Genomic DNA, 26,497 nt, shown 5'->3' on the forward strand with positions numbered 1-26,497 from the left:
ATGCAGGCGCTCAAAAAGGCGGAGCGCTCCAAACAACATACCTTGCTGGACGAGGAGACGGCGGACAAGCCGTCCGAGGCGTTTGACGAGGTGCTGGCGCTAACGCCGCAGGATCTGGCGCAGGACCGCTTTCAGCCCAGGCCGACGGAGTTTTCGCTGGAGCCGCTCGATGAGACTTTGCTGCCTGAGCAAGCGGATGAGCAGATCCCGGCTTTGACGCCGGCCGAGGAGGCGCCCCATGATCCGACGCCGCCCCAGGCCCGCGTCGGCGGCGAGCATGCCGCCTCGCCTGCGGCGGAAGCCAGGCATAAAATGGAAAGCGGGACCGGGCCGGACCACGGCACCCGCTCCTGGCCACGGTCCGCCCCCGGCGCGGGCGCCGAAGCCGGCACCGGGACTGGCACAGGCGCCGGCGCGGCAGCGCGCGTGCGGGCGGCGGCGCGCACGGCGGCGGACGAAAAACTGGGCTGGGATCCGGCCCGCGTCCGGCTTGCGGTTCTGGGCGGCATTTTGCTGCTGGTGGTGGCTTTGTTCGGCTACCTGTTCTGGCGCGCCACCACCTCGCCCGGACCAGGCGCGAACCTGCCGATGGTGCCCATGCCTCCGCCGGACGCGGCAGGCGCGAAAACCGGCACCATCGTCGTTCCGCCCGGGAGTACGCTGGGCGGGCCGGTGGCCGCCGACGTTCCCGGAACGCAGCCCGGCGGCGCTGGCGACCATCCGGCACCATCCGGCGCGGCGCAGCCCCAGGCGCCATCCACCGGCATCACACTGGCCACGCCTTACCCGCGCGGCGCTTCCGGTCAGGGCTCCATGCTGGGCTCGCCGCGCGGCGCGCCTCCGGCGTCCAACACCGTCATGGCCACGCCGGAAGAAATTGAGCAAGCCATGCAGATGCAGGCTGGCCAGCAAGGCGGATCGCCGCCGCCATTCGCGGCATCGGCGCACGCCGCGCCGCCAGCCGGCGCGGGCGGCGTCAACGGCGGCGCCGCTGGCCTGAGCGGCATGAGCGGTGCGGGCAGCGCAGGCGCAAACGGCGCGGCATCAGCCGGCACGCGCCCGGCGGATGCGGCCTGGGCCAGCGGCGACATCAAAGTCAGCCGCCACAGCAACGCCCCGCGCCTCAGCCCGGCGCTGCAAAACGGCTACCAGGCACTGCTGTCCGGCGACTTGACGGCCGCCGCCGAGCACTACGCCGCCGCCCTGCGCCAGGAGCCCAACAACCGCGACGCCCTGCTCGGCAACGCCGCCGTGGCGCTGCGCCGCAACGACGCCGCGCAGGCTTCGGCCAGCTACACCCGCCTGCTGGAGCTCGATCCCAGCGACGCGGACGCCCTCGCCGGCCTGCTCAGCCTGCGCCCAGGCGACGCCACGCAGTCCGAGCAGCGCCTTAAGGCCCTGCTGCGCAAAACGCCGGACGCCGCGCCCATCCAGTTCGCCCTTGGCAATCTGTACGCGCGCCAGGCGCGCTGGACCGACGCCCAGCAGGCCTATTTCCGCGCCTACACCGCCAGCCCGGACAACCCGGATTACGCGTTCAACCTGGCCATCGGCCTGGACCGTTTGAACCAGCCCAAGCTGGCACTGACCTATTACCAGCGCGCGCTGGCCCTGTCCCAGTCCGCCCCGGCGGGCTTCGACGCCGAGGCCGTGCGCGCCCGCATGCGCCAGCTCGGGGCGCCGGACTAAGCGATGGGCGAGTCTCCGAAAATCCCGCTCGGCAAGCTGTTGATCCAGAAAGGCGTCATCAGCGAAGACCAGCTGCGCATCGCCCTGATCGAGCAGAAGCGCAGCGGCGAGCCGCTCGGCAAGATGATGATCGCGCTGGGCTTCGTCACCGAAGCCATCATGCGCGAGGCGCTGAGCGAAAACCTGCACACCCCCAGCGCCGACCTGAACAGCCTGGTGGTGGACGCCGTCGCCCTCAAGCTGATTCCCAAGGAAGTGGCCAAGCGCTACCGCGTGTTCCCCATCGTCTACCAGCGCGACACGGACAACCTGGTGCTGGCCATGTCCGACACCAGCAACATCGTGGCGCTGGACCAGATCAACGCCATGCTGGTGCAGGGCATCACCATCACGCCCATGCTGGCCAACGAGTCCGACATCCAGCGCGCCATCGACCAGTACTACGGCTTCGAGCTGTCCATCGACGGCATCCTGCACGAGATTGAAACGGGCGAAGTGAACTACGCCAGCCTGGGCACGCTGAGCGACGAGTACAGCCAGCCCATGGTGCGCCTGATCGACGCCCTGCTGGCGGACGCGGTGCAGAACGGCGCCTCGGATATCCACTTCGAGCCGGAGCAGAGCTTCCTGCGCATCCGCTACCGCATCGACGGCATCCTGCGCCAGATCCGCAGCCTGCACAAATCCTACTGGCCGGCCATGGCGGTGCGGCTCAAGGTGATCAGCAAGATGAACATCGCGGAAACGCGCGCGCCGCAGGACGGCCGCATCGCCATCAAGTTCTCCGGCCGCCAGATCGACTTCCGCGCCTCGGCCCAGCCCACCACGCACGGCGAGAACATTGTGCTGCGCGTGCTGGACCGGCAAAAAGGCATCGTGCCGCTGGACGGCCTGGGCCTGGACGAGCCCGAGCTGACCCTGCTCAAGCTGATGATCGCCCGTCCGGACGGCGTGATCCTGGTGACCGGCCCCACCGGCAGCGGCAAGACCACCACCCTGTATTCCATCCTGAACCACATCAACACCGAGAGCGTGAACATCATGACGCTGGAAGACCCGGTGGAATACCCGATGAACATGATACGCCAGACCTCGGTCAACGAATCGGCCAAGATGGGCTTTGCCGATGGCATCCGCTCCATGATGCGGCAGGACCCGGACGTGATCCTGGTGGGCGAGGTGCGCGACAAGGAAACCGCCGAAATGGCCTTCGCCGCCGCCATGACCGGCCACCAAGTGTATTCCACGCTGCACACCAACTCGGCCGTCGGCTCCATCTCGCGGCTGCTGGACATCGGCATCGTGGCCGACGTTATGGCGGGCAATATCATCGGCGTGATCGCGCAGCGCCTGGTGCGCCGGCTGTGCCCGCACTGCCGCGCGCCGAACACGGCGGACCCGCTGGAGCGCCGCCTGCTGGGCCTGCCAGAGGACAGCCGGGGCGACACGCCCGCCACGCTGTACCGCGCGGTGGGCTGCGAGCGCTGCGCGCACCAGGGCTACAAGGGCCGGCTGGCCATCATGGAACTGCTGAAGATGAACGCCGAGCTGGACGAACTGGTGGCGCGCCGCGCCTCGGCGCGCGAGCTGCGCAAGGCGGCGCACGCGGCCGGCTTCAAGACCCTGGTGGACGACGGCATGCGCCGCGTGCTGGAAGGCGTGACCACGCTGGAGGAAGTGTCGCGCGTGGTCGATCTGACGGACAGGCTGAGCTGATGCCGCACTATCTTTACACCGCCATGGACAGCGCCGGCCAGCTTATGCCGGGCAATATGGACGCGGCCAACGTGCCCGACCTGGAGCTGCGCCTGGGCCGCATGGAGCTGGACCTGATCGACTACACGGTCACGCGCGAGAAGCTGCTGGTGCTGGGCCGGCGTTCGATTACGCGCGCGGACCTGATCAATTTCTGCTTCCACATGGAGCAGATGACGGGCGCGGGCGTGCCCATCCTGGAAGGCCTGGACGACCTGCGCGAGAGCATGGAGCAGCACCCGCGCTTCCGCGAGGTGCTCACCGCGCTGATCGAGAGCATAGAAGGCGGCCTGCAGATGTCGGACGCGCTGGCCGCGCACCCGGAAACCTTCGACCGCACCTTCACCAGCCTGATACACGCCGGCGAGCAGAGCGGCAAGGTGGCGGAGGTGTTCGGCAACCTGTCGGACAGCCTGAAATGGCAGGACGAGCTGGCCGCGCGCATGCGCAAGATCCTCACCTATCCGCTGGTGGTGGCCCTGGTGGTGCTGGGCGTGACCTTCTTCCTGATGATCTACCTGGTGCCGCAGCTGACCGCCTTCATCCGCAACATGGGCAACGAGCTGCCGCTGCACACGCGCGCGCTGATCGCCGTGTCCGGCGCATTTATCCAGTACTGGTACGCCATCCTGCTGCTGCCGGTGCTGGCCTGGGTGGCGCTGCGCGTCTGGCTGGGCCGCAGCGAGCGGGCGCGCTTCGCGTTCGACGCCTTCAAGCTGCGCGTGTGGCTGGTGGGGCCGGTGCTGCACAAGATCATCCTGGCGCGCTTTGCCACCTTCTTTGCGCTCATGTACGCGTCCGGCATCACGATACTGGAGTGTTTGCGGCTGTCCGAAGGCATCGTGGGCAACCGGGTGGTGGCGTCCGGGCTGCGCCGCGCGGCGCAGCTCATTTCCGAAGGCTACAGCGTCACGGCGGCGTTCCAGCACACCGGCATCTTTCCGCCGCTGGTGATCCGCATGTTGAAAGTGGGCGAAGCCACCGGCGCGCTGGACCGCGCCCTGCACAACGCCAGCTATTTCTACGACCGCGAAGTGAAGGAGATGATAGAGCGCGTGCAGGCCATGATAGAACCGGCCATGACGGTGACGCTGGGCCTGATGCTGGGCTGGATCATGTTGTCGGTGCTGGGGCCGATCTACGACACCATCAGCAGCATCCGGCTGTGAGGACCACCACCATGCGCCGCAAACACCTCTTTTACCTGAGCAGCGACAGGCTCGACGCCTGGCTGTGGCAGTCCGGCAAGCTGAGCGGACCGGCCAGCTTTGCCGCCACCCGAGCGGGACTGGACGCCTTCCTCGGCTACCTGGAGCACAAGCATCCCGGCGCGCCCGCCCTGCTGCTGGCCGACCTGGTGGAGGAGGACTTCCAGCGCATGCTGCTGCCGCACGTGGGCGGCAAGGCGGGCCGCAATCTGCTGGAACGGCGCTTGCTGCAGCAGTACCGCGAAACGCCCTACCGCCAGGCCATGGCCCAGGGCCGCGCGGAGGAAGGCCGGCGCGACGATATCCTGCTGTGCTCGGCGCTCACCAATCCCTTGCTGCTGCAGCCGTGGACGGATGCGCTGGCGCTGCTGAAAGTGCCGCTGGCGGGCCTGTATTCGGTGCCGCTGCTGAGCGAGGAGCTGGTCTCCCGGCTGGGCCTGGGACGCGAACACGAGCATTTGCTGCTGGTGACGCAGCAGACGGCGGGCGTGCGCCAGAGCTATTTCCACGATGGCCGCTTGAAATTCAGCCGCCTGACGCTGGCCACGGACCGGGAAGGCGCGCTGGTCAACGCCGGCGCGGAGACGGCGCGCACGCAGCAATTCCTGGTGAGCGTGCGGCTGATCGAACGCGGCGAGCAGCTGCACGCCGTCATGGTGGCGCCGGAGCCGGACCTGGAGCGCTGGAGCGCGCAGTGCGAAAGCGGGCCGGAGACGGCTTACCACTTTATTCCGCTGGCGATCGCAGCCGGACTGGCCGGGCTCGGCGGTGCGGGCAACCTGGGCCAGCCGTCCACGGACGCGCCGCTGGCCGATCCGCTGTTCCTCGAGCTGCTGGCCAGGACGCAGCCGGCCGGCCAGTATCCGCTGGGCGAGGACAGCCGCTACTACCGCCTGTGGCGCATCCGGCAAACGCTGATGTCCTCCAGCGCGGCGCTGGCCGCGTGCGCACTGCTGTGGACCGGGGGCAATCTGTGGGCCTATGCGGACGCGCAGCACGAAGGCAGCCGGCTGGTGATGGAGGCGGCCGGCTACGACGCCAGCTACCGGGTCAGCATGTCGGACATGCCGCCGTCGCTGGCGCCCACCGCCAATATGAAGGCGGCGGTGACGATAGAGCGGTTGCTGGCCACGCAGGCGCCCGCGCCCATCGATATGGTGGGCATGCTCAGCGCCGCGCTGGACAAAGTGCCGCAGGTGCAGATCGTGCGCCTGGACTGGCGCGTGGCGGCGGACGGGGCCGACCCCGAAGCGGCCATTCCATCCAGCGTGCTGGGCATTCCCTCCAAGCCGCCGCAGTCGCTGCGCGTCGAGGCCGAGATTCCGCTGGTGGCCAGCAGCACGCGCGCCATTGTCGACAGCATGAACGCCTTTGCGCAGGAGCTGGCCCGCAACCCCAGGCTGACGGTGGCCATAGAACGGCCGGTGCTGGACGTCAGTTCCTCGGCCAAGCTGAGCGGCAGTACCGGCGCGGCCGGCGGCAAGCCGGCCCCGTTCATCCTTAACCTGAGCCTCGCGCCATGAACGCCGCGTCCCGCAAAGCCCTCTCCCCGCGCGCGGCGGCGCTGCCCTACTGGCTGCGCGAGTTTTCGCTGATCCGCGCGCAGGTGCTCGCTTTCGTGCTCACGGCAGCGCTTGCGGCGGCGGCCGTGACCGCCAGCCGCTGGTACTTCCACCAGGCGCGCGACTACCAGGCCTGGGCGCAGCAGAAGCGCAACGGCGCACGCGACCGGCTGTTCAACGCAGAGACCGAAAAGCGCGAAATCCGCCTGTACCAGCCGCAGTACGCGGCCCTGCGCGAGCGCGGGCTGATCGGCAAGGAGAACCGGCTCGACTGGGTGGACGCCATCCGCCAGGTGCAGGAACAGCGCAAGCTGCTGCCCATCAGCTACGAGCTGGCGCCGCAACAGCCGGTGCGCCTGGATCCGGCCACGCCGCTGGGCGGCTACCGCCTGCACGGCAGCCGCATGAATTTGCATATGGACCTGCTGCACGAAGGCGACCTCTTCGTGCTGCTGGACGACCTGCGCCAGCGCAGCTTCTACAGCGCGCAGGAATGCAGCATCAAGCGCGCCGCCACCGGCCTGCCGACGCCGCTCGCGCCCACGCTCACGGCCGACTGCACCCTTAACTGGCTCACGCTGACGCCCGCGCCGGCCCCGCAAATCGCCCAGCAATGGAGGCCGCAATGAGCCACCTTGCAGCGATCCGCGCAAGCTGCGCCGCCATCGCGGCCTGCCCGGCGGCGGGCCGGGCGCACGTCGCAACAGCGCTCCTGTCCATGTTCGCCGCAGCGCCGCTCTGGGCCATGCCGCCCGAGACGCAGGCCCAAACGCAGGCGCCGGCCGCCCAGGTCCGCCACCTGGGACGCCTGTTCTCCACGCCCCAGCAGCGCGCGCAGCTGGACGCCCAGCGCGACGGCAACGCCGTGGAAAACCAGGCCAGCGCCGACGGCGCCGCCATGCCGGCCGCAACGCCGCCCGCGCCGCTGCAACTGAACGGCGTGGTCCAGCGCAAGGGCGGCCGGGCCACGGTCTGGCTCAACGACGTGCCGCTGGCCGAGCCCGGCAGCCAGGTGCTGCCGGACCGCTCGGTCTTGCTGCATCTCCCTTCCGGCAAGCGCATCACCCTGAAAGCGGGCCAAAGCTATGACGAAGCCACGGGCGCCATCACCAATGCCGGCCAATAAGCCCATGCGCCGCCAGCGCGGAGCCGTGCTCCTGATCCTGCTCGCCGTGCTCGCGCTGGCGGGCGCGTCGCTGTTGATGTCGGCCTTCAGCGGCGGCGCGGTGGACAAGCGGCGCGTCCAAAGGACGCAGATGCTGCTGGCCGACGCCACCGACGCGCTCACCGGCTTCGCCGCCGCCAACGGCCGCCTGCCGCGCCCCGCCGTCTCCGCCACGGACGGCCGCGAGCGGCCCCAGCCCTGCGCCAGCGACGAACAATGCACCGGCTTCCTGCCCTGGGTGGCGCTCGGCGTGGCCGGCGAGGACGCGTGGGGCAAACTGCTGCGCTACAGCGTCACGCCCGCCTTCACCAGCTACGACTACCAGCCTGCAACGGCCGCCGCCACGCGCACCGTGCAGCAGCGCGGCGCGGACGGCGAACTGCACTACGTGGCCGGCGGCCCCGCCTGCACCGCCCAGCTGCGCTGCGCCGCGCTGGTGCTGCTCTCGCACGGCAAGCACAACTACGGCGTGTCGGCGCACGGCGTGGAGCAGGCCAACGCCAGCCCTGGCGCCGACGGCGGCGACGAAGCCGTCAACGCCACCACCAGCACGCACTTCATTACCCGCGCCGCCAGCAGCAAGCCGGACGCCCCCGGCGGCGAGTTCGACGACCAGCTGGCCTGGCTGTCCCTGCAAACCCTGTACGCCCGCATGCGCGCCGCCCGCACGCTGCCCAACTGAAGACGCCACGCCGCCATGAACAAGCAACACGGATTCAGCCTCGTCGAAATCGCCATTGTGCTGGTGATCGTCGGCCTCATGGTGGGCGGCCTGCTCACGCCGCTCACCATGCAGCTCGAGCAGCGCAAGGCGGCCGACACCCAGCGCGCGCTGGACGAGGCGCGCGAAGCGCTGGTGGGCTTTGCGCTGCGCAACGGCTACCTGCCCTGCCCCGCCATTTCCGCCAGCGACGGCCAGGAGGACCGCAGCGGCGGCCGCTGCACCGGCGAGCGGCGCGACGGCTATCTGCCCTGGGCCACGCTGGGCCTGCCCCGGCTGGACGCCTGGAACCACTTGTACCGCTACAGCGTCACGCCCGCCTTTGCCGACAGCGCCATCCGCTTCAAGCTGGTCACCGCGCGCGACATCACCGTCTACACCCGCGACGGGCTGGGCAACCTGGCGCCCGCCACCGCGCCGGCCGACATCCCCGCCGTCATCCTCTCGCACGGCAGGAACGGCTACGGCGCCACCAGCGACGCCGGACTGCTTGTCAGCAACGGCTCGCGCAGCAACGAAGACGAACAAAACAACGCCCACGCCGACATCAATTTCATGGCGCGCAGCGCCAGCGACAACCACGCCCTGCCGGGCGGGGAGTTCGACGACATGGTGGCCTGGGTCTCGCCCAACATCCTGTTCAACCGCATGGTGGCGGCGCAGGTACTGCCCTAATCTGAACACAGCGAAAGGAACTCACATGCGCAAATCAAGCAAACCGGCCGCCCAGCGCGGCTTCACCCTGGTGGAAATCGCCATCGTACTGGTCATCATCGGCCTGCTGCTGGGCGGCGTACTCAAAGGACAAAGTCTGATCGACAGCGCCAAGGTGAAAAACATTATCCAGCAGGTGAACTCGCTCACCTCGGCCGTGAATGCCTACCAGGACAAATTCCGCGCCCTGCCCGGCGACGATCCGCTGGCCACCGCCCATGTGCCCGGCGCCACCGGCAACGGCAATGGCGACGGCCAGATCACCGAATACCAGCTCGCGCCGCAGCACCTGGCGCTGGCCGGCTTTATCACCGGCTCGTACAACGGCAGTTCGGACTTCATGACCAGCGCCCAGGGCGGCGCGGTCTATCTGTACAACGACGTGGTGGGCGGGCGCGGCGGCAACGGCATCCGCATCGACAACCTGCCCGACACCGTGGCCGAACAGATCGACGCCAAGCTGGACGACGGCAAGCCCAACACCGGTTCCGTGCGCGCCGCCGTCGCCCCCGGCGTGACCGCCTACACCAACACCGGCGCCATCATCACCCGGCTGGCGATCTTCTTCTGATCTTGGCGGGTTACGGTGCGTTGCACCTAACCCGCCCTACGCTCGTAGGCGCCGTGGTTCCGCATCGACGCATTCGGTTCCGGCCTGGCGCCGTTGGGCTCGCGTAGGGCGGGTTAGCGCGAAGCGCGTAACCCGCCAACACAAAAAAGTACGCGCGTTCGTTTTTATGCGATAGAATAAATAAACTATCCCAACGCAGGAGACGCGATGTTTGAGGAATTCATGGGCACCAAAGCAGTGTCCGAACGCCACCAGTTCGACGTGGCGGCGCTGGACGCGTATCTGCGCCAGCACGTCGAAGGCTACCCGGAAGGCGAGCTGGCGGTGGTGCAGTTCAAGGGCGGCCAGTCCAACCCCACTTTCAAGCTGAGCAAGGGAGACCAGCCGCATTGTCAACACTACGTCCTTCGCACCAAGCCGGCCCCGGCCGCCAAGCTGCTGGCCTCGGCCCACGCCATCGACCGCGAATACCGCGTGATGGACGCGCTCAACAAGGCCGGCTTCCCCGCCGCCCGCCAGTACACCCTGTGCACCGACGAATCCGTGATCGGCCGCGCCTTCTACGTGATGGAGTTCGTCGACGGCCGCGTGCTGTGGGACCAGGCCCTGCCCGGCATGACGCCGGCCGAACGCAGCGCCATCTACGACGAGCAGAACCGCGTCATCGCCCAGCTGCACAGCATAGACTACACCGCCATCGGCCTGGGCGACTACGGCAAACCCGGCAACTACTTCCAGCGCCAGATCGAGCGCTGGAGCAAGCAGTACGTGGCTTCGCAGACCGAGCCGATCGAAGCCATGGACCAGCTTATCGCCTGGCTGCCCAACAACATCCCGCCCGGCGACGACACCGCCATCGTGCACGGCGACTACCGCCTGGACAATATGATTTTCCACCCCACCGAGCCGCGCATCCTGGCGGTGCTGGACTGGGAACTGTCCACGCTGGGCCACCCCTTCGCCGACTTCTCCTACCACGCCATGGGCTGGAATATCGAGCCGGGCCAGTTCCGCGGCATCGCCGGGCTGGACCTGAAAGCGCTGGGCATCCCCTCGCAGCAGGAATACATCGCCAAATACGCCGAGCGCACCGGCAAGACCATACGCCTGGAAGACTTCAACTTCTACCTGGCCTTCAATATGTTCCGCCTGGCGAGCATCATGCAAGGCATTATGAAACGCTATGTGGACGGCACCGCCGCCAGCGCGCAGGCGCTGGAATCGGGCAAGATGGCGCGCCCCATGGCGGAGCTGGCCTGGGCCTACGCGTCCGGCAAACAAATCTAACAGGAGACGGGCATGGAATTCGAGTACTCGGCACGCTGCAAAGAACTGCAAGCCAAACTGCTGGCCTTCATGGACCAGCATATCTACCCGAACGAGAAGGTGTTCTACCAGGAAGTGGAGCGCAACGGCCGCGAAAAGGGCAACCGCTGGATACCCACCGAGATCATCGAGAAGCTCAAGCCGCTGGCGCGCGAACAGGGCCTGTGGAATCTGTTCCTGCCCAAGTCCACGCGCGCGCCGGAAGGCCTGTCCAATCTGGACTACGCGCCGCTGTGCGAAATCATGGGCCGCGTGCCCTGGGCGCCGGAGGTGTTCAACTGCGCCGCGCCGGACACCGGCAATATGGAAACGCTGGAACGCTACGCCAGCGAGCAGCACAAGCAGCAATGGCTGGAGCCCCTGCTGCGCGGCGAGATCCGCTCGGCCTTCGCCATGACCGAACCGGCCGTGGCCTCGTCGGACGCGACCAATATCGAGACCCGTATCGAGCGCAACGGCGACGAGTACGTGATCAACGGCCGCAAGTGGTGGATTTCGGGCGCGGGCGACCCGCGCTGCAAGATCTACATCACCATGGGCAAGACCGATTTCAGCGCCGCCCGCCACCAGCAGCAGTCCATGATACTGGTGCCGGCCGATACCCCCGGCCTGACCGTGGTGCGTCCGCTGCCGGTGTTCGGCTACGACGACGCGCCGCACGGCCACTGCGAGCTGGTGTTCGAGAACGTGCGCGTGCCGGCCGCCAACATCCTGCTGGGTGAAGGACGCGGCTTTGAAATCGCCCAGGGCCGCCTGGGGCCGGGCCGCATCCACCACTGCATGCGCGCCATCGGCGTGGCCGAGCGCGCGCTGGAGCTGATGTGCCAGCGCCTGCACAGCCGCGTGGCCTTCGGCAAGCGCATTTCCGAACAGGGCGTGTGGCGCGAACGCATAGCCGAGGCGCGCATCCAGATCGACACGGCCCGCCTGCTGACCCTCAAGGCGGCCTATATGATGGACACCGTGGGCAACAAGGGCGCGCAGGCCGAGATCGCCATGATCAAGGTACTGGCGCCCAACGTGGCCCAGCAGGTGCTGGACTGGGCCATCCAGGCGCACGGCGCGGCCGGGGTGTCGGACGAATTCCCGCTGGCCTACCAGTGGGCCGGCAACCGCACGCTGCGCCTGGCCGACGGCCCGGACGAGGTGCACCGCAACGCCATCGCCAAGCTGGAGCTGGCCAAGCACCTGCCGCTGAAGGAAGACCTCGGCCTGCCCGTCACGCGCAGCTGAGCACCCTCCCTGCCCCTGCGACATTGTTTCAGCAGTGTTGCATCGGGGCCGGCGGGCGTGACAATTTTTCTTGGTCGCCGCGCGGCGCTCGGCTATCATCAGAGCGCTATCCACGCACTCCGGGGGCGATGCGGTGCTAAACACTACGGCCAGGCTGCCATCGATACGCTTGCAGATCGCGCTGCTGGTCCTGGCCTGCGCGCTGCCCTCCGTCATCGGCCTGGGCGTGCTGGTCCAGCACTTCTATCACCGCCAGCAGCTGCAGATCCAGCACGACACCCTCATTACCGCGCGCACCCTGGCCGGCGCCATCGGCCATGATATCGACGCTGCCGAAGGCGCGCTCCTGGCGCTGGCCGGCGCGCCCGGACTGGACAACATCGGCGACAGCATGGAAGGCGCCGGCGAGGCCGCCTTCGCGGCGCAAGCCGGGCGCCTGCTGCGGCCCGGCTTGCCGGTCCATCGCATCCTGCTCAGCGACGCGGGCGGACGCCAGCTGCTGAACGCAGGGCCGGCCGGCGCCGCCATCCCCCAGCAGGACAACCTCAAGCGCCTGGCCACCGTATTCGAACAAGGCAAGCCGGCACTGTCCGTGCTCCCCCAGCCCGGCCAGCCCCACCAGCCGGAAGTGGCCGTGGACGTGCCGGTGCTGCGCAACGGCAAAGCCGTCTACGCGCTGACCGCCGTGCTGCTGCCCCAGCGCCTGGACGCGGCCGCCGCCGCGCAGCACCTCTCGCCCCAGCTGCTGATGGCGCTGATCGGCGCGGACGGCATCGTGGTGGACCGCAACAAGAACCGCGAGCGCTACGTGGGCACGCCCATGTCGGAAACCAACCGTGCTCTGCTGCTGGCCAACGGCGAGGCCGCGCTGCGCACCGACTCGCGCGACGGCTTCCCCGTCTTCGCCGCCCTGTGCCTGCTGCCGGGACGGACCTGGGCCGTGGGCGTGGGCATGCCGGAGCAGGAAGCCATACTGAATGCCGAACTGCCGTCGGTGCCGCTGGTGTCCGGCGCGGTGTCCATGCTGCTGCTGGTGGGCATCGTGCTGGCCTGGCTGATGGGCGGCCAGATCAGCCGCTCCATCGTCGGCCTGACCCGGCCCGCGCGCTCGCTGGCCAGCGGCGAAGCCATGCAGCTGCCTGTGATGACTTTCCGCGAAGCCGATGAAGTGGCCCAGGCCCTGGCCCAGGTGGAAGTGGACGTGCACCGCCACCGGCACGAGCTGGAGGCCCTGGTGGCCGAACGCACCGCCGAACTGGAGGCGTCCAAGGCGCTGCTGGAGAACGTGTACGCCAGCGCGCCGGTCGGCCTCAGCTATGTGGACCTGGACCTGCGCATCGTCATGATCAACGACTACCTGGCCTCGGTGAACGGCAGGCCGGTGGCCGAGCACATCGGCCTGCATTTCGGCGACGTGATTCCCGACGAGCAGGTGAGGAACGACGTGGAGCGCGACTACCGCAGGGTGATCGCCACCGGCGTAGCCATCTCCGGCATCGAAATGAGCGGCAGCGCGCCGGGCCGACCGGACCAGGCCTGCCACTGGCTGTCCGGCTACTTCCCGGTGCGCGACGCCACCGGCCGCATGATAGGCATTACCGGGCTGCTGGTCGACATCTCGCCGCAGAAGCGCATCGAGCGCGAGCTGCGCCAGTCCAAGCAACTGTTCAAGTCGGCGGTCGAATACATGCCCGCCATGCTGTTCCTGAAAAGCGCGTCCGACCTGCGCTTTGAAATGCTGAACCGCCAGGGCGAACTGACGCTGGGCCGTCCGCGTACCCATGTGCTGGGCAAGAACGATTTCGATTTCTTCCCCCGCGAGCAGGCCGAAGCCTTTGCCGCAGCCGACCGCGCCGTGCTGGCCAGCGAGGATGTGGTGGAAATCGCCGAGGAGGAGCTGACCGCGTCCGACGGCACCGTGCACGTGCTCAACACCCGCAAGGTAGTCTTGCGCGACGACGACGGCGTGCCCACCCATTTGCTGGGCATGTCCATCGACATCACCGAACGCAAGCGCGCCGACGAGGTACTGCGCGCCACCTCGCTCAGCCTGGCGCGCAGCAACGCCTTTATCCGCACCGTGACCGACCACGTGCCAGGCATGGTCTCCTACTGGGACGAGCAGCTGCGCTGCCGCTTCGCCAACCGCGCGTTTATCGAGGCCGCCGGCAGCGACGTGGACACCGTGCTGGGCGCCACCATACCCGAGATCATGGGCGGCGATATGTACCGGCGCAACCGCCAGCGCATCGAGGCGGTGCTGGCCGGCCATCCGCAAAGCTTCTACCAGGACCGCCCGGACCGCAACGGCGAATCGCGCTTTGTATGGGCCAACTATATTCCCGACCTGAACGAAGACGGCAGCACGCGCGGCTTCTTCAGCATGGTGTCGGACGTGACGGAGCTCAAGCGCACCGAGCTGCGCCTGCACGACCTGAACGAGCAGCTGGTGCGCGCGCGCGACCGCGCCGAGGCGGCCAGCCGCGCGAAAAGCGCTTTCGTTGCCAATATGAGCCACGAGATCCGCACGCCGATGAACGCCATCATCGGCCTGGCGCGGCTGCTGGAGGAGGCGCCGCTGGCGCGCCGCGAGCGCAGCTACGTGGGCAAGATCCAGCTCGCCACCCACTCGCTGCTGGCGGTGGTGAACGACGTGCTGGACTTCTCCAAGATCGAGGCCGGCCAGCTCAAGCTCGATCACAGCCCCTTCAATCTCGACCACATCCTCACCAGCATCGGCGTGCTGATCGGGCAGACCGCCTGGAACAAGGGCGTGGAGCCCATCTTCTGCATAGCGCCCGAGGTGCCGCTGGAGCTGCTGGGCGACGCCATGCGCCTGCAGCAGGTGCTGCTCAACCTGTGCAGCAACGCCGTCAAGTTCACCGAGCAGGGCGAAGTGGTGCTGGCCGTGCGCCAGCTCTCGTGCACCGCCACCTCGGCCACGCTGGAATTCGCCGTGCGCGACACCGGCATCGGCATCAGCCCGGCGCAGCAGGCCCATTTGTTCGAGGCCTTCTCGCAGGGCGACAACAGCACCAGCCGCCAATACGGCGGCACCGGGCTGGGCCTGGCGATCTGCCGCCGCCTGGCCGACCTGATGGGCAGCGCCATCAGCGTGCACAGCGAACTGGGCAAGGGCTCCACCTTCCGCTTCGCCTGCACGCTGGAGCGCGCCGTGCACGGCCTGCCGGCGCCGCGCACGCTGGCGCCGACGCTGGAGGGACTGAGCCTGCTTATCGTGGACGACAACGCCACCGTGCGCGACATGCTGGCGCGCCAGTGCGAGGCGCTGGGCTGGCGCGTGTGGAGCGCAGACAGCGGCCAGGCCGGCCTGGCCATGCTGCGCAAGCTGGCGCGCGCCGGCGGCCCGCCTCAGCTCGATTTGCTGCTGCTGGACGCCGGCCTGCCCGACCTGGACGGCATCTCGCTCTTGACCCAGGCGCATACCGACGATACCCTGCTGCTGCCGCCCACCATCATGATGGCGCCCGACCATTACACCGAGGAGTTAATCCCCATCGCCGATAGCCTCCACATCGCCACCGTGCTGGCCAAGCCCACCACGCCGGCCCGCCTGCTGTCGGCCATTACCGCCGTGCGCACCGGCTCGGTGCAGCCGTCCGCGCTGCCGGCCCACACGCCGCTGTCCGGCCGCCTGGCCGGCATGCGCGTGCTGCTGGTGGAAGACAATGAAATCAACCAGGAGATGGCGCAGTACATCCTGCTGCACGCCGGCGCCCGGGTCGATATCGCCGGCAACGGCCGCGTGGCGGTCGAGCTGCTGACCGAGGACCGCAAGCGCTACGACGCGGTGCTGATGGACCTGCAGATGCCGGTCATGAACGGCTACGAAGCCACCGCCGCGCTGCGCGCCATGGGGCTGGCCGACCTGCCCATCATCGCCATGACCGCCAACGCGCTGGACGAGGACCGCCAACTTGCCATCGAGGCCGGCGTGAACGCCCACGTGCCCAAGCCGATCGACGTGGACGAGCTGCTGGCCACGCTGCTGCGCCTGGCCCCGCTGCGCCCCGGTCCCGGCCGTACCGCCCCCGACGACAGCTGGCGCAAGCCGGGCGCCGAGGACAGGCCGCTCAGCCTGCCCGGCATCGACCTGGAGGCGGCGCTGAAGCGGCTTGCCGGCAACTACCCGGCTTTCGTGGGCCTGCTCAAGCGCTTTGAAAATTCGCAGGGCGGCACGGTGGGCGAAGTGCGCACCCTGCTGGCCGGCGGCAAGCACCACGCCGCCGCCCAGCTGCTGCACCGCCTGCGCGGCGTGGCCGCCAACCTGGGCGCGGGCGACATCGCCCGCCTCAGCGCGCAAGCCGAAGTGGCGCTGCACGAGGCGCGCGAAACCGAGCTGGCCTTCCTGCTGACGGCGCTGGACCAGTCCATCAGCGTGGTGACGGAGGCCGCCCGCACCCTGCCGCTGCCGTTGCCGGAAACAGACGCGGCCAGCGGGTCGGCCGGGGCGCCGGACGGCCCCGCGCTTCCGCAAGCACTGGAAGACCTGTTATCCTTGTTACAGACTAACAATATGAAAGCGTTGACGCACTTCCAGTCGCTGCGGCCCGGACTCAAGGCGCACGGCCACGACGCCGTGCTGGCCCTGGCCCACGCCGTAGAGACCTTGGATTTCGCTGCCGCAGAACAATTGGTGCAAGATATGCTGAAGCGAAAGGACACTGCATGAGCTGGAGCGACCTGGCGATGAACGGACGCATCCTGATCGTCGACGACGCGATGGAGAATATTCAGATTCTCCACCACGCGCTGCAAGACGAGCACGACGTGCTGTTTGCGCTCAGCGGTGAAAAAGCGCTGCAGATAGCGCACAACCAGCAGCCGGACCTGATCCTGCTGGACGCGGTCATGCCCGGCATGGACGGCTACGAAGTGTGCGCCGCGCTGCGCGCCTCGGCCGCCGTGCGCGACATTCCGGTGATCTTCGTCACCGCCCTCACCCATCCCGAAGACGAAACGCGGGCGCTGGAAGCGGGCGCGGTGGACTTTATCAGCAAGCCCTTCAACGTGGCGGTGGTGCGCGCGCGGGTGCGCACCCAGCTGACTGTCAAACGCCAGGCCGACGCCATGCGCGAACTGACGCTGACCGACGCGCTGACCGGCGTGGCCAACCGCCGCAGCTTCAACGAAGCCATCGACAACGAATGGCGCCGCTGCGCGCGCTCCGGCGTGGAAATGGCGGTCGTCATGATAGACATCGACCACTTCAAGCATTACAACGACGCCTACGGCCACCAGGCCGGCGACCTGTGCCTGCAACAGGTGAGCGCGGCCATGAAGCGCTGCGCCGGGCGCCCGCCCGACCTGCTGGCGCGCTACGGCGGCGAGGAATTCATCATTTTGCTGCCGCAGGTGGGAGCGGACGGCGCCGAAGTGGTGGCCAAGCGCATCCTGGACGAAATCCGGCTGCTGCAGATACCGCACAAGGCCTCGTCGGTGGGACCGCTGGTCACCGTCAGCATGGGTGTCGCCACCGCCCTGCCGGACGAGAACGCGGACCCCAGCGCCCTGATACGCACCGCCGACGCCCTCCTCTACCGCGCCAAGGAAACCGGCCGCAACCGCTACTGCATGTCCGCCACGGATTAATTTGGCGGGTTACGCGCCTTGCGCTAACCCGCCCTACGCAATATCCGAATGTTGAAACACCAGAATATTGCCGCAATATACGAATGTCGAAACCTCAGAATACCGTAGGGCGGGTTAGCGGCGAGGCCGCGTAACCCGCCACCACGTAGCCAATCCGTGCTGGCCTGCTAGTAGCGCCGCATGACGAACTCGGCCACGCAGACGGGTTTGGCCTGGCCTTCGCGCTCGATGACCACGCCCCACTCCACTTGCGCGCCGCCTTCGATGTCGGCGATGGACTGGATGGTCAGGCGGGCGCGCAGGCGGCTGCCGACCGGCACGGGGCCGGGGAAGCGGACTTTGTTGAGGCCGTAGTTCAGGCCCATTTTCATGTCCACCATCCTCAGCGCGCTTTCCAGCATGGCGGGCACCAGCGACAAGGTCAGGAAGCCGTGCGCGATGGTGCCGCCGAACGGAGATTCTCGCTTGGCGCGCTCCTCATCCACGTGGATCCACTGGTGGTCGTCGGTGGCGTCGGCGAAGCGGTTCACGCGCTCTTGCGTGATGTCGAACCACTCCGAGACGGCCACTTCCTCGCCCACCAGCTGCTTCATGTCCTCCAGCGTGGCGATCTCACGCATCGGCCGCTCCCGCCGGGCGGCGGCCGAACATGCCCATGCCTTCCACCGTGGCCACCAGCTCGCCGTGCTGGTTGGTGGCCTTCCAGACAGACACCACCACGCCCCGGTCCGGCTTGGAGTTCGATGGCCGCACTTCCTTGGTCACGTAGCTGACGTTCAGCGTGTCGCCCGCGTACACCGGCTTGATCCAGCGGATGCTGTCCAGGCCGGGCGAGCCCATGCTGGACGAGTCGTTCAAAATGCCGTCCACCACCATGCGCATCATCATGCTGCAGGTGTGCCAGCCGCTGGCGGCCAGCTTGCCGAAGATGGACTTGGCGGCCGCGTCGTGGTCGATATGGAAGGGCTGCGGGTCGAACTGGGTCGCGAAGGCGATGATCTCCTCCTCCGTCACATGCCGGCCGCCCAGCGCAATTTCCTGGCCCTCGGCAAAATCCTCGAAATACCATTTCTTCATGCGGCCTCCTGATCAAGCGGCGTGTTTGAATCCGGGCTGGGCGATGAAGCGTTCCAGGTGGTGGTCGGCGTCGCCCAGGGTCAGGTCTATCATGGTCAGGCGCTTGAAGTGGTGGGCGGCGGGCAGCTCGTCCGTCACGCCCATGCCGCCGTGCAGCTGCACCGCCTGCTGGCCGACGAATTTGCAGGCGTGGCCCACGCGCACCTTGGCGGCGGACACCACGCGGCGGCGCTCTTCCACGTCGCTGGAGGCCACTTTCACCGCCGCCAGCATGGCCATGGAACGGGCCTGCTCCAGGTGGATGAACATGTCTGCCATGCGGTGCTGCAGGGCCTGGAATTTGCCGATGGGCGCGCCGAACTGCTGGCGCGTTTTCAGGTAGTCCAGCGTGGCGGCGAAGATGGCGTCCATGGCGCCCACCGCTTCGGCGCACAGCAAGGTGGCGCCGTAGTCGGAGGCGGCGTCCAGGATGTCCCAGCCGGCGCCCACGCCGCCCAGCAGTGCGGAAGCGGGCACTTCGGCGCCGCTGAACTGCACGGTGGCGGCGCGCTGGCCGTCGATGGTGCGGTAGTCGGTAACGGTTGCGCCCTTGGTATCGGCCGGCACCACGAACAGGGAAATGCCACCCTTGTCGCGCTGCTCACCGCCGCTGCGGGCGGACACGATGAAGGCGCCGGCCTGGCCGCCATGGATCACCACAGTCTTCGTACCGTTCAGCACGTAGCCATTGCCCAGTTCGTGGCCGGTGGTGGCGACGTCGCTCAGGTCGTGGCGCGATTGCTGCTCGCCCAGCGCGCAAGCCAGCTTGAGTTCGCCGCCCGCCACTTGCTCCAGCAGCTTGCCGTGACCGCCGGCCAGGTTCAGGAATTGCGCGCCCAGCACGGTGGCGAAATAGGGTTCCACCACCAGGCCGCGGCCCAGTTCCTGCATCACCACCAGCATGTCCACGGCGCTGCCGTTGAAGCCGCCCTGCTCTTCGGGCACCGGCAGCGCCAGCATGCCCAGCTCGGCGAGCGTGGCCCACGCTTCGTCCGACACGCCGGCCGGAGAATGGATGATGCGCTTGCGCGTCTCGAAGCCGTAGTCCTTGTCCACCCAGCGACGCAGGGCGTCGGCGAACTGCTGCTGTTCTTCTTTGAAAATAAAGTCCATGCTGTCTCCCCTCACAGGCCCAGTATCATCTGGGTGATGATGTTTTTCTGAATCTCGTTCGAACCGCCGTAGATCGAGGTCTTGCGGAAGTTGAAGTAGTAGCCCGCCAGCGGCGCGTGGTCGTCGTCGCCGGTGACGGCGTGCTCGGACTTGCCTTCCAGGTAGCTGGTGTCGAAGGGTAGCGCATCCGGCCCCAGGGCTTCTATCATCAGTTCGGTGAGGATCTGCTGGATTTCGGAGCCGCGCACTTTCAGCATGGACGCTTGCGGACCCGGGGTCTGGTCTTCCTGGCAAATGGTGCGCAGCACGGTGGTTTCCAGCGCCATCAGCTCGATTTCCAGGTTGGCCACTTTGGCCGCGAACAGCGGATCCTCCAGCAGCGGCTTGCCGCGCTTGAGCTGCTTGAGCGCCACCTTTTTCAGGAATTGCAGCTCGCGCTTGGAGCGGCCCACCGCTGCAATGCCGGTGCGCTCGTGGCCCAGCAGGTATTTGGCGTAGGTCCAGCCCTTGTTTTCCTTGCCGATCAGATTGGCGACCGGCACTTTCACGTTGTCGAAGAAGACTTCGTTCACTTCGTGGTCTTCGTCCAGCATGATGATGGGGCGCACAGTGATGCCCGGCGTTTTCATGTCGATCAGCAGGAAGGAAATGCCCTCCTGCTTGCGCACGGTGCTGTCGGTGCGCACCAGGCAGAAGATCATGTCGGCGTGCTGGCCCAGCGTGGTCCAGGTTTTCTGGCCGTTCACTATGTAGTGGTCGCCCACGCGCTCGGCGGTGGTTTTCAGCGAGGCCAGGTCGGAGCCGGAGCCCGGCTCGGAATAGCCCTGGCACCACCAGTCTTCGCAGCTGAGGATGCGCGGCAGGTAGTAGGCTTTTTGTTCTTCATTGCCGAAGGCCATGATGACCGGGGCCACCATGTTGATGCCGAAGGGCAGCACGGGCGGCGTGCCGGCGATGGCGCACTCTTCTTCCCAGATGTGGCGCTGGGTGGCGTTCCAGCCCGGGCCACCGTACTCGACCGGCCAGGCGGGCGCAACCCAGCCCTGTTTGGCGACGATCCGGTGCCAGCGCACGATGTCTTCGCGCGACATGCGCAGGTGCTTGCGCACTTTCTGCTGCAAGTCGGCGGGCAGGTTGGCCGCGAGGAAGGCGCGCACCTGGTCGCGGAACGCCAGATCCTCGGACGAGTAGTTCAAATCCATGCTGTCTCCTTGTTATGACGAATCTTAAAAAGCACGATCGTTCATTTATTGTACCGCACCGGGAGACAGCGGCAAGCTCTTTATTATCGCTTCAACTTGCTACAGCAGCGTGAACGGCAAATCGCGCCCCTCGATGGCTTGGTTGCCCGCATAGTCAGCCGCCAGCACGCGCAGCTTGTAGTTGCCGGGCGCCAGGCCGGCCACGCTCCACATGCCGGGCGTGACCTGGCCGTGGATCATGCGGTTGGTGAGCGTGTAGGCGAAGCGCGTAGCCTTGCTGCCGTAGACGGTAATGCCGCTGTTGGGCGCGTAGGCGTATTTCACGGCTTCGCGGTTGCGCGGGAGTTCGTCGTAGACCTGGGTGATGGTGGGCTGCTCGTAGCCGGCCACCGGGCTGCCGTCTTCGCGCAGCAGCTGGTAGCCCAGGGTGTACAGGCCCAGGCGGCGGCGCGCTTCGTTGCCGTCCATCTGGTCGTAGGCGTCCACCACGATGCTCAGCTCGCCGACCTCGCGCGCGATGACCAGCGGCTTGCGCTTGGCGGCCTTGATGACCTTGCCCCGGCTGTCGAACAGGGTGATGCTGTTGATGTGCGGGCGCACCGTGTCCACCTGGCCTTTGAATGGCAGGCTGAGGGGGTTGAGGACTTTGCCTTGCTCGTAGTAGTCGAGGTGGACGTGGGCCATGCCGTTGATGGTGCCCAGCGTGTCGCCCGCCGCGAAACGGGCGCCGCGACGCACGCGCACACGTTCGGGCTTGCCCTTGGCGTTGCGCAGCAGCTGGAAGCGTTCGTCCAGCGCGGCGTTTTTCGTGTTGCGGCCCACGCGCATGTGGATGTAGGAGATGTGGCCGAGGGCAATGCCTTCGCTCAGGCTGCCGAAGCCCCAGTTGGGCAAGGGGTCGCTGACTTTGACGGGGGCCACGGCCAGCACGGGCTGCCCGACGTCGGCCTGCACGTCCAGGCCGGCGTGGAAGTGGTCGCGGCTTTCGCCTTCGAAATTGCCGCGCACTTCGCCCATCAGGCCAACCACTTCGTGCGGCGCGTTTTGCGGGCCGACCGGCCACAGGATGCTGTTCACCGGAGACGGCCTCCGCGCCGTATTGGCCGGTGCCGGGGCGGCCGCAGGGGCGGCTGCCGGCGCTGCTGCGGCCACATTGAGCATGCCGTTGCCGCCACCGGCGGCAGGCTGCAGGGCGGACTGCGGCGCGCCCGTGGCGGACGCCGAGGCAGCCTGCGTATCGGCCGGCGTGGCCATGCTGAGGCGGTGGATGCGGAAGGTGGCGGCGTCGCTCACGACCAGGCTGCCATTGCGCGCCAGCGCCATGCCGCGCGGCGCGTAAAGCTGCACTTTGCCGTCGCTGCCGTAGCCCGGCTCAACCTTCTGACCCACATCAACCAGTCCATCCAGACCGCCCTGCGGCGTGAGCTGCAATATCCGGCCTTGCGAGCCGGTGGCAATATACAGGTGGCCGTCGTGCGTGCGCGCCAGCGCGATGGGACGGCGCAGCAAGGCTTGCCTGTCGTTGTCCGGCGCGCGCACCACGGTGCTGACCATGCCGTCCTTGCCCAGCTTGCGGATGGCGTTGTTGCGCGTGTCGGCGATCAGCAGCGCGCCGTCCGCGTCCAGCAGCAGCGCGCAGGGGGTGTCGAAGCCCGCCTTCAGCGCCGGACCGTCCGCATCCCCCGGCAGGCCGTTGCCCGCGATGGTGCTTACCGTGCCGTCGGGCGCGATGCGGCGGATGGCGTCGTTATAGGTGTCCGCCACGTAGACCACGCCGTCGTCGCCCACCGCCACGCCTACCGGACCGTTGAACTGCGCTTCCCTGCCCTTGCCGTCCGCCGTGCCCGCCACACCGCTACCGGCAAGCGTGTTGACCGTGCCGTCCGGCGCCACCTTCCTGATCGCGTTGTTGCCGGTGTCCGCCACATACAGATTGCCCAGCGCGTCGATGGCGATGCCGGATGGCGTATTGAACATGGCCTGCGCGCCCGGGCCATCGGCAAAGCCTTCCTTGCCGCCTGCAAGCGTGGACGTGGCGCCGCCAGGCGTGAGCTTGCGGATGCGGTTGTTGTCGCCCGCATCAGCGATATAGATATTGCCTGCGGCGTCGAGCGCCACGCCGTAGGGATCGGCAAAACGCGCCACGGTCAGGGGCATATTGCCTTCCGCCGCACCCGCCGTGCCGTCGCCGGCCAGCGTGGTCACGCGCGCAGCCCAGAAGTCCGGCGTGCGTTCCACCGCCTTTTTCGGAGCAGCCTGCCCGGCCTCCACCTGCGGCGCACGCGCTTGCAGATAAAAATACACGCCCGCCCCTGCCACGGCTGCCGCCACAGCGATGCCCGCCAGGGGCAAATGTTTTCTTTGATGCTGCCGATTCTGATTTGCCGCCACGTTACTACCCATCCAGGAATGAATGATGAGCTTAACCGAAAAGGTGATGCGGATGCTATAGTTGGCGATCTTGCAACCCACACGCCGGAGACAGCCATGCTGAAGATTTCCCTGCTTCCTCTCGCCCTCGCGCTGAGCCTGTGCAGCGCCGGCGCCGCCGCCAAAGTGCAGCAGTTGCCGGGCTTTGCCGCCAACAGCAAGGAGGCCAGCATCGCGGTCGATATCAACGCCAACGGCCAGGTGGCGGCCGTGATCGAGGACGAGGACGGCAAGCAGCGCGCGGTGCTGTACGACAAAGGCGTGCTGGAACTGGGCACGCTGGGCGGCAGCGACAGCTACACCAAGGGCATCAACGACGACGGCGTGGTGGTGGGCTCGGCGCAGGACGGCAAGGGCCACTGGCGCGCTTTCCTGGTGCGAAAGGGCGAGCGCATGCGCGACCTGGGCACACTGGGCGGCGGCAGCAGCTACGGCACGGCCGTCAACGCGTCGGGCCAGGCCGCCGGTTTCGCCGACACGGCGGACGGCTATTTCCGCGCCTTCGTGCTGGACGCGCAAGGCCGCATGGTGGACCTCGGCACGCTGGGCGGCAATATCAGCTACGCGTCCGGCATCAACAACAGTGGTGTGGTGGTGGGCACGGCAGCGCTGCCGGACGGCTACCGGCGCGCCTTCATCCACCGTCCCGGCGCGGGCATGACGGACCTGGGCACGCTGGGCGGGCGCTCCAGCGCAGCCACCGGCGTGAACGACGCGGGCATGGTGGTGGGCGCGTCCGAAATGCCGAACCGCCGCTGGCACGCTTTCCTGCACGACGGCAGCAAAATGGTGGACCTGGGCGCGCTCATCGGCTACGGCAACAGCTACGCCACCGGCATCAACGCTGCGGGCCACGTGGTGGGCACTATCCTGATCGGCGACGAGCGCCGCTCCTTCGTCTACCGCGACGGCAAGATGGCGGTGCACCAAGCGGGCAAGGGTTTATACCTGACCAACGCCATCAATGACGAGGAAATCGTGGCTGGGGCAACCTATCTGAGCAAGCGCTACGCGGCGGCCACCATGCGCTCGGACATGGTGCCGGTGGTGCCCAAGGGCCACCGCGAGTTCATGGGCATGATGACGATGGCGGTCGGCACCGCCGTGGCGCTGATGCTGCTGCGCCGGCGCTATCGCGGCATTGCGCTGGCGCGCTACTGAGGCTTACTTCTTCCGCGCGCGCTTGAGGAAAGCGGGCAGCAGGTTGAACAGGCGGACCAGCGCGTGCAGCTGCCAGGGGAACACGCAGCGCTCGTCGCGCCGCGCGATGGCGGCGGCGATGCGCTGCACGGCCTCCTGCTCGGACAGGAGGAAAGGCTTGTGGCTGGCGTCGCCGTGGTTCAGCTCGCGCAGGCGTGCGGTATCCACATAGCCCGGCACAATGACGGTGACGGCGATGCCGAACGGCGCCAGCGCCTTGCGGTAGGCGCCGCAGATGGCGATGGCCGCGCGCTTGCTGGCACTGTAGAGGGAGCCGTTCGGATAGTCGTCCTGCAGGCCGGCGATGGAGGCGACCGCTACCAGATGGCCCTGGCCCCGTTCCATCATGGCATCCGAGGCGGCCGCGAAGGCGTTATCCAGGCCACCCACGTTCACGCGCAGCACCGGCAGCACGCTGCTGCGGTCCCGCGCGATTGCGGCGGCGTCGGTGTACTGGCCGGCGGTGACGATGAGCAGGTCGAGCTGGCCATCGTGGGCAGCATCCGGCAGCGCAACCACTTCGGCCACCGTGCGCGCCACAGCGGCGCGGTCCGAGATATCGCACACATGGATGCTGACGCGGCTGTCCCGCGCAAACGCCACACCGTCCAGCTTCTCAGGCCGCCGCCCACAGATTGCCACGCGCGCGCCCTGCATCCAGTAGTGCTGCGCCAAACCCAAGCCTATGCCGCTGGTGCCGCCGATAATCATCACCTTCATGCCAGCGCCTTGTTGTGGCGCGTGGCGCGGCGCATGGCTGGGCTGCGGCCCTGGGCGGCCAGCGCGTAGGCTTCGGCGGCGCGCGCGTAGCCATACTGCCACTGCGCCTCCACCTCCTCAACGTAGCGCGCATAACTGGTTGGCGCCACCAGCCGCACGCGGTTGCGCAGCCAGTCCACGCGCTTCTGGATGCCGTTACCGCGCAGGGCGATGCCAACGTCGCTGGTATCCACCCACACGTCCACCGGCTGGCCGTGCACATGGCGCATGCGCTGGTTGCCGTCGAAGCCGAACACGGTGCGTAAGGCCGGAATGGCCATCAGCTGGTCGTAGGGCGGCTTCATTTCCATGGTGACGTGCCGCGCCAGGCTGCGCGCCAGCTCAACAGGAAACAGGTCCACCACGCCGCCGGTATAGTCTTCGGCGCCAACCGAGTGGCAGCGGAAGTAATACATATCGGAGATCGAAATGCGCACGGCGTCGGCCAGCGGCATGGTGGAATCGACCCGCAGCTCGGGCGCCACCGCATCCGTCCAGCCGCCGCTGCCGATGGCCGATGGCAGGCCCTCAGCCAGCGCGGCGGTGCGGCTGCCGCAGAACAGGGTTACGCCGTACAACTGGCGCCCTAGCCTGGGCTGGCCCACCTCGTGCTCGCCGAACAGCATCTTGCCACCCAGGATGGCCAGCGCGGCGCCGCCCTGCCCGGCCGCCGGAGGCAACGGCAGCACGGCGGGGATCTCGAACAGGTAATCCTGGAACAGGTCCGGCAGGCGGGCCGCCTTGCCCGGATGCAGGCGGCGCAGCGCCACGTTGGCCAGCGCGCGCAGCGGCGAAGCGCGCGGCCCTGGCTGCAGGCCGCAGAACAACTCGTACATCTGCGGCGAAGCCACCCAGGCTTTGCGCGACGCGCTGTCCGGCAGGTTGCGGATGATGGCGCCGGCCACCGCGCCGCCGCAGGTAGCCAGCAGCAGGTCCGGCTCCTGGCCCGCGTCCACGGCGGCGGCGTGCATGCCGAGGTAGTAGCCGAAACGGAAACCGCCGCCGGCCAGCACCATGCAGCGCTGGTATGGTTCGGGCCGTTCCTGCCTTTGGTCTGGTTGTGCTTGCATCATGCGTGCCATAATGCATCAATTACATCGTTAATAACAAGGACAGCTTG

21 protein-coding genes are annotated in these 26,497 nt (G+C 67.7%); 14 read left to right on the forward strand and 7 right to left on the reverse strand.

Features of this window, described 5'->3' with window-relative positions:
• The 13 genes from GTP77_RS11220 to GTP77_RS11280 all read left to right on the forward strand — a co-directional run bounded on the left by GTP77_RS11220 (window position 1) and on the right by GTP77_RS11280 (window position 17,557).
• Window positions 1-1,689 carry a tetratricopeptide repeat protein gene (locus GTP77_RS11220; protein WP_161072251.1) on the forward strand — a complete coding sequence of 563 codons (1,689 nt, stop codon included), beginning with the start codon at window positions 1-3 and terminating at the stop codon, window positions 1,687-1,689.
• Window positions 1,690-1,692: 3 nt separating this feature from the next.
• A complete protein-coding gene (locus GTP77_RS11225) occupies window positions 1,693-3,405 on the forward strand; it encodes a GspE/PulE family protein (protein ID WP_161072252.1) in 1,713 nt (570 codons plus the stop codon).
• Window positions 3,405-4,613 carry a type II secretion system F family protein gene (locus GTP77_RS11230; protein WP_161072253.1) on the forward strand — a complete coding sequence of 403 codons (1,209 nt, stop codon included), beginning with the start codon at window positions 3,405-3,407 and terminating at the stop codon, window positions 4,611-4,613. Before GTP77_RS11225 ends, GTP77_RS11230 begins: the two co-directional genes overlap by 1 nt.
• An 11-nt stretch (window positions 4,614-4,624) precedes the next feature.
• The gene (locus GTP77_RS11235) at window positions 4,625-6,175 is read left to right on the forward strand and encodes a hypothetical protein (RefSeq protein ID WP_161072254.1); all 1,551 of its coding nucleotides are present in this window, start codon (window positions 4,625-4,627) and stop codon (window positions 6,173-6,175) included.
• Entirely contained in the window at window positions 6,172-6,843 is a 672-nt protein-coding gene (locus GTP77_RS11240; RefSeq protein WP_161072255.1) for a hypothetical protein, read from the forward strand. Before GTP77_RS11235 ends, GTP77_RS11240 begins: the two co-directional genes overlap by 4 nt.
• Complete coding sequence (locus GTP77_RS11245) at window positions 6,840-7,340, forward strand: hypothetical protein (protein ID WP_161072256.1); 501 nt, start codon at window positions 6,840-6,842, stop codon at window positions 7,338-7,340. Before GTP77_RS11240 ends, GTP77_RS11245 begins: the two co-directional genes overlap by 4 nt.
• A complete protein-coding gene (locus GTP77_RS11250; RefSeq protein WP_161072257.1) occupies window positions 7,327-8,061 on the forward strand; it encodes a hypothetical protein in 735 nt (244 codons plus the stop codon). Before GTP77_RS11245 ends, GTP77_RS11250 begins: the two co-directional genes overlap by 14 nt.
• 15 nt (window positions 8,062-8,076) lie before the next feature.
• Window positions 8,077-8,775, forward strand: coding sequence for a type II secretion system protein (locus GTP77_RS11255; RefSeq protein ID WP_161072258.1), 699 nt, complete (start codon window positions 8,077-8,079; stop codon window positions 8,773-8,775).
• A 25-nt stretch (window positions 8,776-8,800) separates the two neighbouring features.
• A complete protein-coding gene (locus tag GTP77_RS11260; RefSeq protein ID WP_161072259.1) occupies window positions 8,801-9,385 on the forward strand; it encodes a prepilin-type N-terminal cleavage/methylation domain-containing protein in 585 nt (194 codons plus the stop codon).
• A 207-nt stretch (window positions 9,386-9,592) separates the two neighbouring features.
• Entirely contained in the window at window positions 9,593-10,672 is a 1,080-nt protein-coding gene (locus GTP77_RS11265) for a phosphotransferase (protein ID WP_161072260.1), read from the forward strand.
• A gap of 12 nt (window positions 10,673-10,684) precedes the next feature.
• Window positions 10,685-11,944 carry an acyl-CoA dehydrogenase family protein gene (locus tag GTP77_RS11270; protein ID WP_161072261.1) on the forward strand — a complete coding sequence of 420 codons (1,260 nt, stop codon included), beginning with the start codon at window positions 10,685-10,687 and terminating at the stop codon, window positions 11,942-11,944.
• Between the two features lie 133 nt (window positions 11,945-12,077).
• Window positions 12,078-16,637 carry a PAS domain-containing protein gene (locus tag GTP77_RS11275; RefSeq protein WP_161072262.1) on the forward strand — a complete coding sequence of 1,520 codons (4,560 nt, stop codon included), beginning with the start codon at window positions 12,078-12,080 and terminating at the stop codon, window positions 16,635-16,637.
• Window positions 16,634-17,557, forward strand: coding sequence for a diguanylate cyclase domain-containing protein (locus GTP77_RS11280; protein WP_161072263.1), 924 nt, complete (start codon window positions 16,634-16,636; stop codon window positions 17,555-17,557). Before GTP77_RS11275 ends, GTP77_RS11280 begins: the two co-directional genes overlap by 4 nt.
• Before the next feature lie 167 nt (window positions 17,558-17,724).
• Here the strand turns inward: GTP77_RS11280 and GTP77_RS11285 are convergent, their stop codons facing one another.
• From GTP77_RS11285 to GTP77_RS11305, 5 genes are all read right to left on the reverse strand, one after another.
• Window positions 17,725-18,177, reverse strand: coding sequence for a MaoC family dehydratase (locus tag GTP77_RS11285; RefSeq protein ID WP_161072264.1), 453 nt, complete (start codon window positions 18,175-18,177; stop codon window positions 17,725-17,727).
• Window positions 18,170-18,634 carry a MaoC family dehydratase gene (locus GTP77_RS11290; RefSeq protein ID WP_161072265.1) on the reverse strand — a complete coding sequence of 155 codons (465 nt, stop codon included), beginning with the start codon at window positions 18,632-18,634 and terminating at the stop codon, window positions 18,170-18,172. Before GTP77_RS11290 ends, GTP77_RS11285 begins: the two co-directional genes overlap by 8 nt.
• A 12-nt stretch (window positions 18,635-18,646) precedes the next feature.
• Window positions 18,647-19,786 carry an acyl-CoA dehydrogenase family protein gene (locus tag GTP77_RS11295; RefSeq protein ID WP_161072266.1) on the reverse strand — a complete coding sequence of 380 codons (1,140 nt, stop codon included), beginning with the start codon at window positions 19,784-19,786 and terminating at the stop codon, window positions 18,647-18,649.
• An 11-nt stretch (window positions 19,787-19,797) separates the two neighbouring features.
• Window positions 19,798-20,988 carry an acyl-CoA dehydrogenase family protein gene (locus GTP77_RS11300; protein WP_161072267.1) on the reverse strand — a complete coding sequence of 397 codons (1,191 nt, stop codon included), beginning with the start codon at window positions 20,986-20,988 and terminating at the stop codon, window positions 19,798-19,800.
• Between the two features lie 99 nt (window positions 20,989-21,087).
• Complete coding sequence (locus GTP77_RS11305) at window positions 21,088-23,340, reverse strand: gluconolaconase (RefSeq protein WP_229202153.1); 2,253 nt, start codon at window positions 23,338-23,340, stop codon at window positions 21,088-21,090.
• A 135-nt stretch (window positions 23,341-23,475) separates the two neighbouring features.
• Here GTP77_RS11305 and GTP77_RS11310 point away from each other — a divergent pair, with 135 nt between their 5' ends.
• The gene (locus GTP77_RS11310; RefSeq protein WP_161072269.1) at window positions 23,476-24,579 is read left to right on the forward strand and encodes an HAF repeat-containing protein; all 1,104 of its coding nucleotides are present in this window, start codon (window positions 23,476-23,478) and stop codon (window positions 24,577-24,579) included.
• Between the two features lie 3 nt (window positions 24,580-24,582).
• On the opposite strand, the gene GTP77_RS11315 is transcribed toward GTP77_RS11310, so the two are convergent.
• On the reverse strand, window positions 24,583-25,338 hold the full coding sequence (locus GTP77_RS11315) for an SDR family NAD(P)-dependent oxidoreductase (RefSeq protein ID WP_161072270.1): 756 nt from the start codon (window positions 25,336-25,338) through the stop codon (window positions 24,583-24,585).
• A complete protein-coding gene (locus GTP77_RS11320) occupies window positions 25,335-26,450 on the reverse strand; it encodes a patatin-like phospholipase domain-containing protein (RefSeq protein WP_229202154.1) in 1,116 nt (371 codons plus the stop codon). The genes GTP77_RS11315 and GTP77_RS11320 overlap by 4 nt, the downstream gene beginning before the upstream one ends.
• Between the last annotated feature and the right edge of the window lie 47 nt (window positions 26,451-26,497).

The sequence above is a fragment of the Pseudoduganella aquatica genome, assembly GCF_009857595.1.
Classification (GTDB): domain Bacteria; phylum Pseudomonadota; class Gammaproteobacteria; order Burkholderiales; family Burkholderiaceae_D; genus Rugamonas; species Rugamonas aquatica_A.